The sequence below is a fragment of the Sphingomonas lacusdianchii genome (genome assembly GCF_022664395.1).
Classification (GTDB): Bacteria; Pseudomonadota; Alphaproteobacteria; order Sphingomonadales; family Sphingomonadaceae; genus Sphingomonas; species Sphingomonas lacusdianchii.
In genome coordinates this window covers 150,117-163,478 of sequence record NZ_JAKRET010000003.1, presented here as the reverse complement: position 1 = coordinate 163,478, position 13,362 = coordinate 150,117, and the positions used below count along the sequence as shown (strand labels likewise).

Annotated in this window: 15 protein-coding genes; 1 reads left to right on the top strand and 14 read right to left on the bottom strand. The window is 66.8% G+C overall.

Translation table 11 applies throughout. The annotated features are described in order from the left end of the window. Positions 1-81 precede the first annotated feature (81 nt). The 9 genes from MF607_RS05730 to gltX all read right to left on the bottom strand — a co-directional run bounded on the left by MF607_RS05730 (position 82) and on the right by gltX (position 8,744). Positions 82-564, bottom strand: a complete 483-nt coding sequence (locus tag MF607_RS05730; RefSeq protein WP_242116609.1) for a chemotaxis protein CheW — start codon at positions 562-564, stop codon at positions 82-84. Continuing rightward, positions 561-2,336 carry a methyl-accepting chemotaxis protein gene (locus tag MF607_RS05725; protein WP_431311900.1) on the bottom strand — a complete coding sequence of 592 codons (1,776 nt, stop codon included), beginning with the start codon at positions 2,334-2,336 and terminating at the stop codon, positions 561-563. Before MF607_RS05725 ends, MF607_RS05730 begins: the two co-directional genes overlap by 4 nt. A 47-nt stretch (positions 2,337-2,383) precedes the next feature. Next, complete coding sequence (locus MF607_RS05720) at positions 2,384-2,905, bottom strand: chemotaxis protein CheW (RefSeq protein WP_242116607.1); 522 nt, start codon at positions 2,903-2,905, stop codon at positions 2,384-2,386. Further along, positions 2,892-4,868, bottom strand: a complete 1,977-nt coding sequence (locus tag MF607_RS05715) for a chemotaxis protein CheA (protein WP_242116606.1) — start codon at positions 4,866-4,868, stop codon at positions 2,892-2,894. Before MF607_RS05715 ends, MF607_RS05720 begins: the two co-directional genes overlap by 14 nt. Beyond that, entirely contained in the window at positions 4,865-5,233 is a 369-nt protein-coding gene (locus MF607_RS05710; protein WP_242116605.1) for a response regulator, read from the bottom strand. Before MF607_RS05710 ends, MF607_RS05715 begins: the two co-directional genes overlap by 4 nt. Next, positions 5,230-5,502 (bottom strand): STAS domain-containing protein, encoded by a 273-nt coding sequence (locus tag MF607_RS05705; protein WP_242116604.1) that lies wholly within the window; start codon positions 5,500-5,502, stop codon positions 5,230-5,232. The genes MF607_RS05710 and MF607_RS05705 overlap by 4 nt, the downstream gene beginning before the upstream one ends. Positions 5,503-5,804: 302 nt before the next feature. After that, a complete protein-coding gene (locus MF607_RS05700; protein ID WP_110154250.1) occupies positions 5,805-6,011 on the bottom strand; it encodes a hypothetical protein in 207 nt (68 codons plus the stop codon). Position 6,012: 1 nt separating this feature from the next. After that, positions 6,013-7,296 carry a citrate synthase gene (locus MF607_RS05695; protein ID WP_242116603.1) on the bottom strand — a complete coding sequence of 428 codons (1,284 nt, stop codon included), beginning with the start codon at positions 7,294-7,296 and terminating at the stop codon, positions 6,013-6,015. Positions 7,297-7,313: 17 nt separating this feature from the next. Next, a complete protein-coding gene (gene gltX / locus MF607_RS05690; protein WP_242116602.1) occupies positions 7,314-8,744 on the bottom strand; it encodes a glutamate--tRNA ligase in 1,431 nt (476 codons plus the stop codon). 115 nt (positions 8,745-8,859) lie between these two features. Between gltX and MF607_RS05685 the strand changes: the two genes are divergently transcribed. Continuing rightward, positions 8,860-10,974, top strand: coding sequence for a ComEC/Rec2 family competence protein (locus tag MF607_RS05685; protein ID WP_242116601.1), 2,115 nt, complete (start codon positions 8,860-8,862; stop codon positions 10,972-10,974). Here MF607_RS05685 and MF607_RS05680 read toward each other — a convergent pair. From MF607_RS05680 to MF607_RS05660, 5 genes are read right to left on the bottom strand one after another with little or no spacing between them, the layout of a single operon-like run. Beyond that, positions 10,920-11,141, bottom strand: coding sequence for a hypothetical protein (locus MF607_RS05680; protein WP_242116600.1), 222 nt, complete (start codon positions 11,139-11,141; stop codon positions 10,920-10,922). The genes MF607_RS05685 and MF607_RS05680 overlap by 55 nt on opposite strands. A 5-nt stretch (positions 11,142-11,146) precedes the next feature. Further along, positions 11,147-11,701 (bottom strand): dCTP deaminase, encoded by a 555-nt coding sequence (gene dcd / locus MF607_RS05675; RefSeq protein ID WP_056450640.1) that lies wholly within the window; start codon positions 11,699-11,701, stop codon positions 11,147-11,149. Then, positions 11,698-12,141, bottom strand: a complete 444-nt coding sequence (locus MF607_RS05670; protein ID WP_242116599.1) for a cytidine deaminase — start codon at positions 12,139-12,141, stop codon at positions 11,698-11,700. The genes dcd and MF607_RS05670 overlap by 4 nt, the downstream gene beginning before the upstream one ends. Continuing rightward, complete coding sequence (locus tag MF607_RS05665; RefSeq protein WP_242116598.1) at positions 12,138-12,806, bottom strand: GH25 family lysozyme; 669 nt, start codon at positions 12,804-12,806, stop codon at positions 12,138-12,140. The genes MF607_RS05670 and MF607_RS05665 overlap by 4 nt, the downstream gene beginning before the upstream one ends. Then, the gene (locus tag MF607_RS05660) at positions 12,806-13,288 is read right to left on the bottom strand and encodes a UPF0262 family protein (protein ID WP_242116597.1); all 483 of its coding nucleotides are present in this window, start codon (positions 13,286-13,288) and stop codon (positions 12,806-12,808) included. Before MF607_RS05660 ends, MF607_RS05665 begins: the two co-directional genes overlap by 1 nt. Positions 13,289-13,362: the final 74 nt, after the last annotated feature.

Below are 13,362 nucleotides of genomic sequence, written 5' to 3'. Positions count from 1 at the left end.
CTCTCTGATGGCCCGATCACGTCCTGATCGGCGGGGCGGGAAGGGGGCGGGGTCGTGACGATCGCCACGACCCCGTATGGTTCAGGCGGCGTGCGCCAGCGCGGCGATGTCGGCCGCCTCGTCGGTGGCGAAGATGTGCGCCACGTTGATGATGACGACGAAGCCGTCGGCCTCCCGCACCACCCCCTCGATATAGTCGGAGCGCCAGCGCATGCCGACATCGGGGGCCGATTCGAGCCGGTCGCGTTCGAAGGTCGCGACCGCGATCACCCGGTCGACGACGAGGCCGAGCGCGAGCGTCCGGTCGGGCAAGGCGACGTCGACGATCAGCACCCGCGTCGCGAGCGTCGGATCGACCGCCGACAGGCCCAGCCGGGTGCGCAGATCGACCATCGGCACGCCCTGACCGCGCACGTCGGTCAGGCCGAGCATCCAGGCCGGTCCGCCGGGCACGCGGAATGCGGGCGTATAGTCGAGAATTTCGCGGACCATGGTCACCGGAACCGCGAACACCTCATCCCCCAGGCCGAAGGTGACGACCTGCACCGGGCCGGCGGCGCTCATGCCGCACGTCCGAAGGCTGCGTCGTCACCGTCCGGCCCGCCCTGCATCAGGTCGAGCGCGAAGCCGCGGGCACGGGCCTGCTGGTCGGCGACCGAATTCGGCTTGGCCTTGGACGCGGCGGGCGCCTTGGTCTTGGCGGGCTTGCGCGCGGCGGCGGGACGCTTGGCCGTTGCGCCCGAGCCGGTATCGACGCGGAAGAAGGCGATGCTCTGTTGCAGTTCCTCCGCCTGTCCGGCCAGTTCCTCGGAGGTCGAGGTGATCTGTTCCGAAGCCGACGCGTTCTGCTGCGTCACCTGATCGAGCTGTTGCAGCGCCTGGTTGATCTGCGACGCGCCGATATCCTGTTCGCGGCATGCGGCGCTGATCTCGGATACCAGTTCGGCGGTCCGGCGGATGTCGGGCACCAGCTTGGTCAGCATTTCGCCGGCCTGTGCCGCCGCCTGCACCGTGTCGCTCGACACCGCGCTGATCTCGGCCGCAGCGGTCTGGCTGCGTTCGGCCAGCTTGCGGACTTCCGACGCGACCACCGCGAAGCCGCGACCATGTTCGCCAGCGCGGGCCGCTTCCACCGCCGCATTCAGCGCCAGCAGATCGGTCTGGCGGGCGATTTCCTGCACGATGCCGATCTTTTCGGCGATCGTCCGCATCGCCTTCGCCGCGCGGTCGACGGCGACGCCGCTCGCTTCGGCGTCCTTCGACGACTGGCGCGCGATCTTCTCGGTCTGTGCCGCGTTATCGGCGTTCTGCTTGATGTTGGCAGCCATCTGTTCCATCGACGCCGATGCTTCCTCGGCAGCCGCCGCCTGTTCGGTCGCGCCCTGCGAGACCTGTTCGGACGAGGCGGAGAGCTGCTGGCTGCCGGCGGCGACATTGTCGGCCGCGCCCGATGCGTCACCCACGACATTGCGCAGGCGGTCGACCATCGAGACGAGTGCCTGGCCGAGCTGGTCCTTGTCCGACAGCGGCGTGTGGTCGACGGTCAGGTCGCCCTGTGCGATCGTGTCGGCCAGCGCCGCCGACTTGCGGAGCGCAACGGTCATGCGGTTGACGGTGTCGACCAGATCCTTGATCTCGTCATTGGTGGTCACGGTCACCTCATTGTCGAGGTCGCCGATCGCCACCGCATCGAGGGCGACGCTGACCCGCTTCAGGCCGCGCGAAACGATCAAGCTGATCCACAGCGCGCCCACCAGGGCAACCAGTACCGCCGCGATCGCGACGACGATCAGGATGGTGCGGGCATTCTCGTAGCTGGCTTCCGTTTCGGCCCTTGCTTCGGCCATGCGATCGGCGTTGCTGGCGACGATGGCGTCGAGCGATTTCGATAGCTCGCCCATCAGCGCCCGTGAACGGCTAATCGAAATCCGCCCAGCCTCGACGTTCTTGTTCGCCAGAGCCAGGTCGCGGATCTGGCGGTTTACCGGCTTGTATTCGTTCCATTTCGCGGCGACGTTGTCCCAGTCCGCTTTGGCGTTGGAAGTAGCGTTCGCCACGCCAAGACGAATCAGCTCGTCTACCTTCGCTAGCTTGCCAGTGGATTGCTGGTCAAAATCGCGGGTCAGGGCCTCGTCGGTCGTCAACGCCATGTTCTTTTCGAGTCGCAGCAGTTCATTCGTGCCGACCTGAACGTTCAGCGAACGCGCCTGCCGCGCCGCCGGACCTTCGATGACCTCGACGATACCGGCGTTCATCGCCGACATCTTGGTGACGCCGATGACGATGACCGCCATCAACATCGCAATTACTACGCCGAATGTTACGGCGAGTTTCATCTTTATCGTAGCGCGCATTGGTGGACCCCCCCCAAAAAAAACGGGAATCAGTGGATGGATGCAGCGGCGGCGCCGTGCGTGATCGTCTGGAAAATGGCTTCGAGGTCGGGCAGCACGACGATGTCGTCATTGCCGTGCCGGACCAGCGAGCGGACATGTTCGCGCTTCCAGCGCAGGCCGACGACCGGCGCGTCCTCGCTGGTCGCGGCCGAGAAGGTCGCGACCTCATGCACCTTGTCGGTGCGCAGGCCGATGATCGTCGCATCACCGCCCAGATCGAGTTCGATCACGACGATGCGGCTGTCCTTGGTCGGTGCCGGTACCGTCATGCCAAAGGCGAGGTGCAGGTCGGCCAGCGGAATGATCCGCCCGCGAAAGTTGATGACGTGACCGACCAGCGCAGGCGCGCCGGGCACCCGCGTTTCGGGCATCATGTCGAGGATTTCGCGGACCAGCACCGCCTCGAGCGCAAAGCTTTGCCCCCCCAGGTCGAAAACCAGCACTTCGAGCTGTCGGTCGCTGTTCCGAGGGACCAGGCCGGTCGCCTGGCAATGTTCATCCGGCTGCACGCAGCGTCTCCTCACGAGGCTGGCCGAGCGCGATGAGCTGGGCGATGTCGAGGATCAGTGCGACCTCGCCATCGCCGAGGATCGTCGCGCCGGCAAAGGTGGCGGCGTCGCGGTGGAGCGCCGACATCGGCTTGATGACCGTCTGGTGGTTGCCGATGATCTGGTCGACGACCAGCCCGACCCGGCCCTGCGGCGTCGACACGACCACGATCTTCTGGAACGGATCGGGCCGGGTGTCGGTGGCGAAGATTTCGCGCAGCCGCAGGAACGGCACCAGCTTTTCGCGCAGCGTGATGAGGCTGCGCCCGCGATGGCGCATATCGTCCTCGAGCGAGAGTTCGATGCATTCCTCGACCGCGGTCAGCGGAATGACGTAGCGGCCGCTGCCGGCCCGAACGAGCAGGCCGTCGATGATCGCCAGCGTCAGCGGAATGCGCAGCGCGATCAGCGATCCCTCGCCCTCGGTCGACTGGACGTCGATCGATCCGCGCAACCCCTCGATCGTGCGCTTCACCACGTCCATGCCGACGCCGCGGCCCGACAGGTTGGTGACGGTCGCGGCGGTCGAGAAACCGGGCGCGAAGATCATCTGCAGCAGTTCGTGGTCGTTCAGCGCCTGGTCGGGCTGGATCAGGCCGTTCGCCTCCGCCTTGGCACGGACGCGGGCGCGGTTGATGCCGCGGCCGTCGTCGCGGATGGTGATGACGACCTCGCCCCCCGCCTGGTGCGCGGCAAGCCGGACCGAACCGGCGGCGGGCTTGCCGGCGGCGATGCGGTCCTCGGGCGTTTCGAGACCATGGTCGCAGCTGTTGCGGATCAGGTGGACCATCGGGTCGAACAGGCGTTCGATCACGGTCTTGTCGACCTCGGTCGCCTCGCCTTCGGTTTCGAACTCGATCGTCTTGCCGGTGTCGCGCGCCAGGTCGTGGATCAGACGGCGGAAGCGCGAGAAGAGCGAGCCGACCGGCACCATGCGCAGCACCATCATCGTGTCGCGCAATTCGCCGGCCAGCCGCTCGATTTCCTCGGAGACCGAGCGCAGGACAAGGTCCTGGCCCCGATCGGCGCATTGCGACAGGCGGCTCTGGGCGATGACCAGTTCGCCGACCCGGTCCATCAGCGCGTCGAGCCGTCCGGCAGGGACGCGCACGCTTTCTTCGGCCTTGGCGGTCGAACGGGCGGCGGGGCTGTCGGCGGTCGCTGCGGTCGCGACCGGTGCGGCGGCTTCGGCGAGGACCGGTGCTTCGTCGGTCCCAGCGGCGTCGGCCGCCGCATCCGCATCGGCGAGGCCGAGCGGTTCGATCGACAATTCCATGTCGTCCATCACGAAGATGAACACATCCTCGATATCGTCGCGCTTCACGTCGCCGAGCAGCGTCACGTCCCAGCCGATATGGCATTCGGTCGGGACGAGATCGGCGAGCGGCGGGACCTTGTCGGTCCGCGCGACGACGGTGCAGTCGCCCAGTTCGCGCAGCTCGTCGAGCAGCATCAGCGGGTTGGTGCCATTGGCCATCGCATCGGCGGGCAGCCGGAAGGCGATCTGCCAACCGGTAGCGGCGGGTGCGCTGGCCGCGGCCGGCGTGGTGCCCGACGCTTCGTCGATCGCCGCCTGCAACCGCGCGAGGATCGCATCGCCGTCGGCTGCGGGGGCGTCGCCCTCGACCAGCGCGCGCATGTGATCCTGCGCGGACAGGATGACCGACACCAGCCCGGCGGTAGCGGGGACCTGCCCCTTGCGGACGCGATCGAACGCGGTTTCGCAGTGATGGGTGAAGCCGGCCAGCGCGTCGAAGCCGAACATCGCGCCCGAGCCCTTCAGGGTATGCAAACCCCGGAAGACCGCGTTGACGAGATCGGCATCGTCGAGCCGGTGGCCGAGGTCGAGCAGCGCCTGCTCGACCTGATCGAGCACCTCGCCCGCCTCCACGCGGAAGGCGGCGATCGGATCGTCGGCGATCACCGGCCCAGCACCTTGCGCGCGACCTTCACGAGCTGGTCGGGCACGAACGGCTTGACCAGCCAGCCGGTGGCGCCGGCGGCCTTGGCTTGGTTCTTCATTTCCGGATCGGATTCGGTGGTCAGGAAGATGATCGGGACGCCCGCCTGTGCCGGCTGCTTGCGCAGTTCGCGGATCATCGACAGCCCGTCCATGTTCGGCATGTTCAGATCGGTGACGATCATGTCGAACTTGGTTGACGTCGCCTTGGTCAGCCCTTCGACGCCGTCGCCGGCCTCGGTCACGGTATAGCCCGCACCGGTCAGCGCGATGCGGATCGCCATGCGCAGGCTGGCGGAATCGTCGACGGCAAGAATGGAAGCGGTCATTGCAAGGGCACTCCGTGGAACCAGAAGGCGTTGTCGTCGGGCGTCATCGCGGCGACGAAACCGGCACGATGCAGCAGGGCGGTAAGGGGTTCGTCTGCCGGGGCGGCAAGGCTGACCGACGCGTCGTGCAGCCGCGCCTGTGCGCGCAGGCTTTCGATCAGTTGCAGGACGCTGAGGTCGGGTGCCTTGAGATCGGTCGCATCAAGGACCAGGTCGCCACCGGACGGCAATGCGCGCAAATCGTCGACGATGGCGGCGATGTTCGCCATCGATAGATTTGATGGCAGGCAGAAAGCAGTACTCATGTGATCTTGCCCCCAAAAGAACTGCGAGCTTCTTCGCAGTTCGGGATTAAGATCGATTTAAGTACGAGGCGGAAACAGAAGCAGTATAGTTACCGGATGGTTAATGCACGAAAGCGCACCATTCATTCTGTTTCCAACGAAAACAGTAATTTGCGCAACCTGACGGTATACGCCGACGAGTAGCTGATTGCACCGATCTGGTAGAAAATGCTGAAGACCGAAATATTATCGGCGGAAATTCGATTGCCGCGTCGCGAGTCGCGGGATCAGCGGCGGGGCAGGCGCCGCGCGATGAGAATCAGGAGCAGCCCGGCTGCTGCTACGACCGATCCGGTGACGACCCAGAGATACTGGTCGATCATGAAGGAACTGGCGGGCCAGCGGATGATCCCCATCCCCTGACCCAGCCAGAACAGTCCGACGAACGCGAGGATCGCACCGACGATCGTCAGCGCCCGCCGGACGATGCGCATCTCAGCGCTGGCCCACGGGCACGTAATCGCGCTGTGCGGGGCCGGTATAGAGCTGACGCGGACGACCGATCTTCTGTTCGGGGTCCGAGATCATCTCGTTCCACTGCGCGACCCAGCCGACGGTGCGGGCGAGCGCGAACAGCGCGGTGAACATCGTGGTCGGGAAGCCGATCGCCGACAGGATGACGCCCGAATAGAAGTCGACGTTCGGGAACAGCTTCTTTTCGATGAAATAGTCGTCCGACAGCGCCAGTTCCTCGAGCCGCAAGGCGGTTTCGAACACCGGATCATTGACGCCCAGCGATTCGAACACTTCGCGCACCGTCTTCTGCATGACGGTCGCACGCGGATCGTAGTTCTTGTAGACGCGGTGACCGAAGCCCATCAGGCGGAACGGATCGTCCTTGTTCTTGGCGCGGGCGATATATTCCGGGATGCGCTCAGGCGTGCCGATCTCGCGCAGCATGTTGAGCGCGGCTTCGTTCGCGCCGCCATGCGCCGGACCCCAGAGGCAGGCGATGCCGGCGGCCATGCAGGCGAACGGGTTCGCACCCGACGAGCCGGCGAGACGCACGGTCGAGGTCGACGCATTCTGTTCGTGATCGGCGTGCAGGATGAAGATGCGGTCCAGCGCCTTTTCGACGACCGGGTTCACTTCATAGGGCTCGGCCGGCACGCCGAAGGTCATCTTCAGGAAATTGCCGGTGTAGCTGAGCGAATTGTCCGGATACTGGAACGGCTGGCCGACGCTGTACTTGTACGCCATCGCCGCGATCGTCGGCATCTTGGCGATCAGCCGGTGCGACGCGATCGTCCGCTGGGTCGGATCGGTAATGTCGGTCGAATCATGGTAGAAGGCCGACAGCGCGCCGACGACGCCGCACATGATCGCCATCGGGTGCGCGTCGCGGCGGAAACCGCGATAGAAGGTCGCGAGCTGTTCGTGCAGCATCGTGTGGCGGCTGATCGTGGTGGTGAAGTTGCCCAGTTCCTCGCCCGACGGCAGTTCGCCGTTCAGCAGCAGATAGGCGACCTCCATGAACGACGATTCCTCGGCCAGCTGACCGATCGGATAGCCGCGATGCAGCAGCACGCCTTCGTCACCATCGATATAGGTCAGCGCCGAATCGCAGCTGGCGGTCGAGGTGAAGCCCGGATCGTAGGTGAAGGCGCCGGTCTGTGCATAGAGTTTGCGGATGTCGACGACGTCGGGACCGATCGTTCCCGATCGAACCGGAAATTCGACGTCCTTGCCCGCAACCTGCAGTTTAGCGTTATCGGCCATCTGGCGTCTCCTGTTGGTTATGCGGCCGGTTTGGCCATCTGATCTTCGATGCGGCCAAGGCTTTCGGCGCGGCCCAGCAGGGCGAGCACGTCGAAAATCCCCGGTGAGGTGCGCGAACCCGTCAGCGCGGCGCGAAGCGGTTGCGCGGCGGCACCCAGCTTCAACCCCGCCGCCTCCGCCACTTCGCGTACCGCAGCTTCGATCGTCTCCGTATCCCATGCTGCGAGTGCGTCAAGCTTGGCGTGCAACTGCGACAGAATCGCACGTGCCTCGGGTGTCAGCAGCGCGGTAGCGCCGTCGTCCATCGGCAGCGGGCGCGACTTGAAGAAGAAGGCGGCATTGGCGGCGAGTTCGTTGAGATCGGCGGCGCGCACCTTCAGTACCGGCATGGCGCGCTGCAGCAGGTCACGGTCGATCCCGTCGGGCAGGCGTTCGGCGACCAACGCGGTCAGGCGCGCATCATCGGCCTCGCGGATATAATGGCCGTTGAGGTTCAGCAGCTTCTTCGTATCGAAACGGGACGGCGAACGGCCCACACCCGACAGGTCGAAGACCTCGGTCGCGCGCTCGCGGCTGATGATCTCCTCGTCGCCATGGCCCCAGCCGAGCCGCAGCAGATAGTTGTTGAGCGCTTCGGGCAGCACGCCCAGTTCGTCGCGATATGCCTCTACGCCAAGTGCACCGTGGCGCTTCGACAGCTTGGCGCCGTCCGCGCCGTGGATCAGCGGCACATGGGCATAGACCGGATCGGGCCAGCCGCCTTCGACCGCGTCCATCGCGCGGATCAGGGCGAGCTGGCGAAAGGCGTTGTTGAGGTGGTCGTCGCCGCGAATGACATGGGTCACCCCCATGTCGTGATCGTCGACCACGACCGCGAGCATATAGGTCGGCGTACCGTCCGATCGTAGCAGCACGAAATCGTCGAGTTCGGCATTGGCGACGGTCACCTCGCCCTGCACCTGGTCCGAAATCGTCACGGCGCCTTCCTTCGGCGCCTTCAGCCGGACGACGAACGGTGCGCCTTCGGGCGCATCCTCGGGCGCGCGGTCGCGCCAGCGTCCGTCATAGCGGATCGGCTTGCCGGCGGCGCGCTGTTCCTCGCGCAGCGCGGTAAGTTCTTCCGGGGTCGCATAGCAGCGATAGGCATGGCCGGCGTCGAGCAGCTGACGGGCGACGGCGGCGTGGCGGTCGGCCCGCGCGAACTGGAACACGGCGTCGCCGTCCCAGTCGAGGCCGAGCCAGCGCATGCCGTCGAGGATCGCATCGATCGCCGGCTGGGTCGAGCGCGCGCGATCGGTATCCTCGATCCGCAGCAGAAAGCGACCGCCATGGCGACGGGCATAGAGCCAGTTGAACAGCGCGGTGCGCGCACCGCCGATGTGGAGAAAGCCGGTCGGCGACGGCGCGAAACGGGTGACGACAGGCGTCGCGGAAGTGGTTGCGCCCAAGCGCGGATGCTCCCAGAAATCGGGTGGAACAGATATGGCCAGTTCAGCCGCGACCGCCCCTAGCATGGCACCCCGCACGCTTCAAACCAAGCGCGGTGGGGGAGGGTTCCTCGCTATGTCGGAACGTCTGGCGGAGGCGGAGCGGGGGCAGTTGCCGCTGTGGATGCCGGTCGCATTGGGGGTGGGGATTACGGCGTGGTTCGTGCTGCCAGGACCGGCGGCATGGGGTGCGGTACTGTTGGTCGGGCTGGCGGTGGCGCTGGCCGGACTGATGCTGCCATGGGGCACGCGGACGGCGCGGGCGATCACGATCGCGGGCCTGCTGGTCATGCTTGGCTGCGCGCTGATCTGGTGGCGGGCGGAGCGTGTCGCGGCACCGGTGCTGGCCCGGCCGGTCGTCGCGGCGTTCGAGGCGCGGGTCGAGCGGGTCGAGCCGTTGCCGGCACGCGAACTGGTTCGCCTGACGCTGCGGCCGGATGCTGCCGCCCGTTTGCCGCCGCTGGTGCGGGTCAACATCGCTCAAGGCGATCTGCCCGCCGGAGTGGTGCCGGACAGCCGCCTGGCGCTGCGTGCCCGGCTGATGCCGCCGCCCTCCGCCGCATTGCCGGGCGCCTATGATTTCGCCCGGACCGCGTGGTTTCAGGGGATCGGCGCGACCGGGCGCGGCTTTGCGCCGATCCGGGTCGTCGCGCCGGGCGATCCGGGGGATGCCGCGCTCCGCTCGACGCTGACCGACCATATCGTATCCCGTGTCGATGGCAGCGAAGGCGGGATCGCTGCCGCGTTCGTGACCGGTGATCGCGGCGCGATCGAGGCCGCCGATGCGGAGGCGATGCGCCGGTCGGGCCTCGCCCATCTGCTGTCGATCAGCGGCCTGCACGTCACCGCGGTGGTGGTCGGTACGATGACGCTGGTGCTGAAGCTGCTGGCGCTGTTTCCGCCGCTGGCAATCCGGGTGCGGTTGCCGGTCGTCGCGGCCGGGGCGGGGGCAACGGCGGCCTTGGCCTATACGTGGTTGTCAGGCGCCGACGTGCCGACGGTGCGGTCGTGCATCGCCGCGCTGCTGGTGCTGGCGGCGCTGTCGATCGGGCGCGAGGCGATCACGTTGCGGTTGATCGCGACGGGGGCGTTGCTGGTGCTGCTCGCGTTGCCGGAGTCGCTGGCGGGTCCGAGTTTCCAGTTGAGTTTCGCCGCCGTCACCGCGATCGTCGCGTTGCACGAACATCCCCGCGTCCGGCGCTGGTTCCTGAAGCGCGATGAAGCGCCGTGGCGGCGGTTGGGGCGCAATCTGGCGTCGTTGCTGCTCACCGGGCTGGTGGTCGAGGCGGCGTTGATGCCGATCGGCCTGTATCATTTCCACAAGGCCGGGCTGTACGGTGCGCTGGCCAATATCGTCGCCATCCCGCTCACGACCTTCGTCACCATGCCACTGGAGGCGCTGGCATTGGCGCTCGATCTGATCGGGCTGGGGGCGCCGGCATGGTGGGCGGTCGAGCGGTCGCTGGCGTTGCTGCTGTGGATCGCGCGGACGGTCGCGGCGGCGCCGGGATCGGTCGCTTCGCTGCCGGCGATGCCCGACGGGGCATTCGCGCTGATGGTCGTCGGCGGACTGTGGATTGCGTTGTGGCGGACGGCGCTGCGGCGCTGGGGAATATTGCCGTTCGCGGTCGGCGCTGTGTGGGCGCTGGCGACGCCGGCACCCGATCTGCTGGTAACGGGGGACGGGCGGCATATGGCGTTGGCGACGCCCGATGGCGGCATGGCGATCCTGCGCGACCGGGCGGGCGACTATGTCCGATCGACGCTGGGCGAGGGTGGGGGAGTCGAGGGCGCGTTGCCGCCGCTGTCCGAACAGCCCGGCGTGAAGTGCAGCGCCGACCTGTGCATCGCCACGCGCGAGACGGGCGGTCGGCGCTGGACGATCGTTGCGACGCGTAGCGGTTATGCGCTGCCATGGGCCGAACTGATCGCCGCCTGTCGCCGTGCCGATATCGTCGTCAGCGACCGTCGCCTGCCCGATGGCTGTACGCCGCGCTGGCTGAAGCTCGACCGGACGATGCTGGCGCGGACCGGCGGCGTCGCGATATCGCTGGCGAACGGGCGGGTGACGACCGTGCGGCAGGGGGGACGGCATCCGTGGGAGGTGCCGCAGACGGTCGCGCCGCCGCGTCCGCCCTATCGCGACCGGCGCGTGGGGCGGAAGGGAACGATTTCCGACGCCGCCCGATGATCGTTGATCGCGACCCGCGCGCAGACGAACGCCATCCACAGGATCAGCGCGCCGCCGGTGCCGAAGGCGAGCGGCAGCGGCAGCTTCGGGGCGAACAGCGCCAGAACCGGCAGGAGTGCCGACAGGCGCACCACCGCACTGCGCCCGGTCCAGTTGCGTCCGATCATCGTCGTCAGAGCCGCGGCAGGGTGACGCCGCGCTGGCCCATATATTTGCCGGCGCGATCGGCATAGCTGGTGCCGCAGGGCTGGTCGCCCTTCAGGAACAGGAACTGGCAAGCGCCTTCATTGGCGTAGATCTTGGCCGGAAGCGGCGTCGTGTTGGAGAATTCCAGCGTGACATGCCCCTCCCATTCCGGCTCCAGCGGCGTCACGTTGACGATGATCCCGCAGCGTGCATAGGTCGACTTGCCGAGGCAGATCACCAGCACGTCGCGCGGCACGCGGAAATATTCGACGGTGCGGGCCAGCGCGAAGCTGTTGGGCGGAATGATGCAGACGTCGGTCTTGCGATCGACGAAGCTGTTCTGGGCGAAATCCTTCGGGTCGACGACGGCGGAATCGACGTTGGTGAAGATCTTGAATTCGTCCGACACCCGCGCGTCATAGCCATAAGACGACAGGCCGTAGCTGATGCACCCCTCGCGCCGCTGCGATTCGACAAAGGGTTCGATCATCCCCGTCGCCAGCGCCTGTTCGCGAATCCAGTGATCCGACAGGATCGTCATTGCTTTCCCCCAATACCCAGATCGCCCGGGCCAAATGCATGCGGCAACAGGTCGGACAGGCGATGCGTTTCGATGGTGCCGCCGCCGAGCCCGGAACAATAGACCGCCAGATCGCGTCCGCCCATCTGCGCCGCTTCGTTCAGTATCTGCCGACACCGGCCGCACGGGCGGATCGGGTCCGCGTCGGCTTCGCCCATCCGTCCGCCGACGATGCCGACCGCGACGATCTCGCGCAGTCGCCCGGCGGCGTTGGCCGTGGCGGTCGCCACCGTCTCCGCGCACAGCGACAGACCGTAGCTGGCATTTTCGAAATTGGCCCCGGTGACGATCGATCCGTCTTCCATCAGCAACGCCGCGCCGACCGCGAAGCGCGAATAGGGCGCGTGGGCATGCGCGGCGGCGGCGCGCGCGGCGTCGATCAGGGCGGCGGGATCGGTCATTGGGCGGCTACACTCCACGCGACGGGACGGGCGACGCCGTCGATGCGCCGCGCCGGGTTCGCCTGCCACATCCGCCACGGCCGCGCCAGATAATCGGGTTCGAAGAAGCGCCGTTGCGCCCAGAGCGGCCGGACGATCGCGGCGCTGACCCGATATTCTGCTTCGAACGCGGGCGAGATGCGCAGCATCATCGCCCGGCCGTCATGATATTCGGCCGGGCCCAGAAACCCGCGGATCGCGGCCATCACCTGCGCGCGGGTCGGCCGTGCGGTGCAGTCGGGCGAAAAGTCGAGCGACAGCGTGGCGGGCAGGGCATCGGTCGCGCGCGGTACCGTGGTCAGATAGGTCGTGACCTGATCGGCGGTCGGCTCGCACAGCGAAAATGCGTGGAGCGCGCCGTGGCGCATCCCGATGGCATGCGCGCCGTTCCAGTTCGTTTCGAACGCGGCATCGCGCTGCGTTCCGCGCGACGCCGTGACATAGGCGAAATCGGCGCCGCGCGCGCGGACGGTCGGCCAGTCGATCGGCCCGTCACCGGCCGATACCGTCAGGCCCTGGACCGGGAACCGGGCGCGATCGGGCGTCCAGCCGAACGACCATTGCCACAGAAACAACGCAACCAGCGCCAGCACCGCCAGCGCGCCGGGAATCAATCTGAACCGCATCACGCCTTGATATGCAGCACGCAGATCAGGGTGAAGAGGCGGCGTGCGGTGTCGAAATCGATCTCGACCTTGCCGTCCAATCGTTCGCGCAATGCCTCGGCCGCTTCGTTGTGGATGCCCCGCCTGGCCATGTCGATCGTCTCGATCTCGTGCGGCGTCGCCTGTCGTATGGCTTTGTAATAGCTGTCGCAGATCGCGAAATAATCGCGGATCGGGCGACGCAACCGCGCCATGCCCAGCACCAGCGTCTCGATCAGGCTGCCGTCCTCGCGCGCGATATCGATGGCGAGCCGCCCCTCGGGCACCGACAGCGCGATGCGGTACGGACCGGCATAATGATCGGCAGGCACTCGGGCGGGGGCGAAGTGATTCGCCTCCAGCAGGTCGAAGATCGCGATCCGCCGTTCCTGCTCGATATCGGCGCTGCGCCACAAAATGGTGCGCTCGTCGAGGGTCACGTCGATGATCCGTGGATCGGCCATGGCCTCCTGTCGCCGCTTCATGTCGTGGCGTCCACCGCAAAATGCGCTGTCAAGCGGTTGAGCGTAAGGCCGAG

Bases quoted from the DNA above. Each gene is read 5' to 3' on its own strand.
- MF607_RS05730 (WP_242116609.1), bottom strand. From the start codon at position 564: ATGAGCGCCGCCGGCCCGGTGCAGGTCGTCACCTTCGGCCTGGGGGAT.
- MF607_RS05725 (WP_431311900.1), bottom strand. From the start codon at position 2,336: ATGAAACTCGCCGTAACATTCGGCGTAGTAATTGCGATGTTGATGGCG.
- MF607_RS05710 (WP_242116605.1), bottom strand. From the start codon at position 5,233: ATGACCGCTTCCATTCTTGCCGTCGACGATTCCGCCAGCCTGCGCATG.
- MF607_RS05705 (WP_242116604.1), bottom strand. From the start codon at position 5,502: ATGGCGAACATCGCCGCCATCGTCGACGATTTGCGCGCATTGCCGTCC.
- MF607_RS05700 (WP_110154250.1), bottom strand. From the start codon at position 6,011: ATGCGCATCGTCCGGCGGGCGCTGACGATCGTCGGTGCGATCCTCGCG.
- MF607_RS05695 (WP_242116603.1), bottom strand. From the start codon at position 7,296: ATGGCCGATAACGCTAAACTGCAGGTTGCGGGCAAGGACGTCGAATTT.
- MF607_RS05685 (WP_242116601.1), top strand. From the start codon at position 8,860: ATGTCGGAACGTCTGGCGGAGGCGGAGCGGGGGCAGTTGCCGCTGTGG.
- MF607_RS05680 (WP_242116600.1), bottom strand. From the start codon at position 11,141: ATGATCGGACGCAACTGGACCGGGCGCAGTGCGGTGGTGCGCCTGTCG.
- dcd (WP_056450640.1), bottom strand. From the start codon at position 11,701: ATGACGATCCTGTCGGATCACTGGATTCGCGAACAGGCGCTGGCGACG.
- MF607_RS05670 (WP_242116599.1), bottom strand. From the start codon at position 12,141: ATGACCGATCCCGCCGCCCTGATCGACGCCGCGCGCGCCGCCGCCGCG.
- MF607_RS05665 (WP_242116598.1), bottom strand. From the start codon at position 12,806: ATGCGGTTCAGATTGATTCCCGGCGCGCTGGCGGTGCTGGCGCTGGTT.
- MF607_RS05660 (WP_242116597.1), bottom strand. From the start codon at position 13,288: ATGGCCGATCCACGGATCATCGACGTGACCCTCGACGAGCGCACCATT.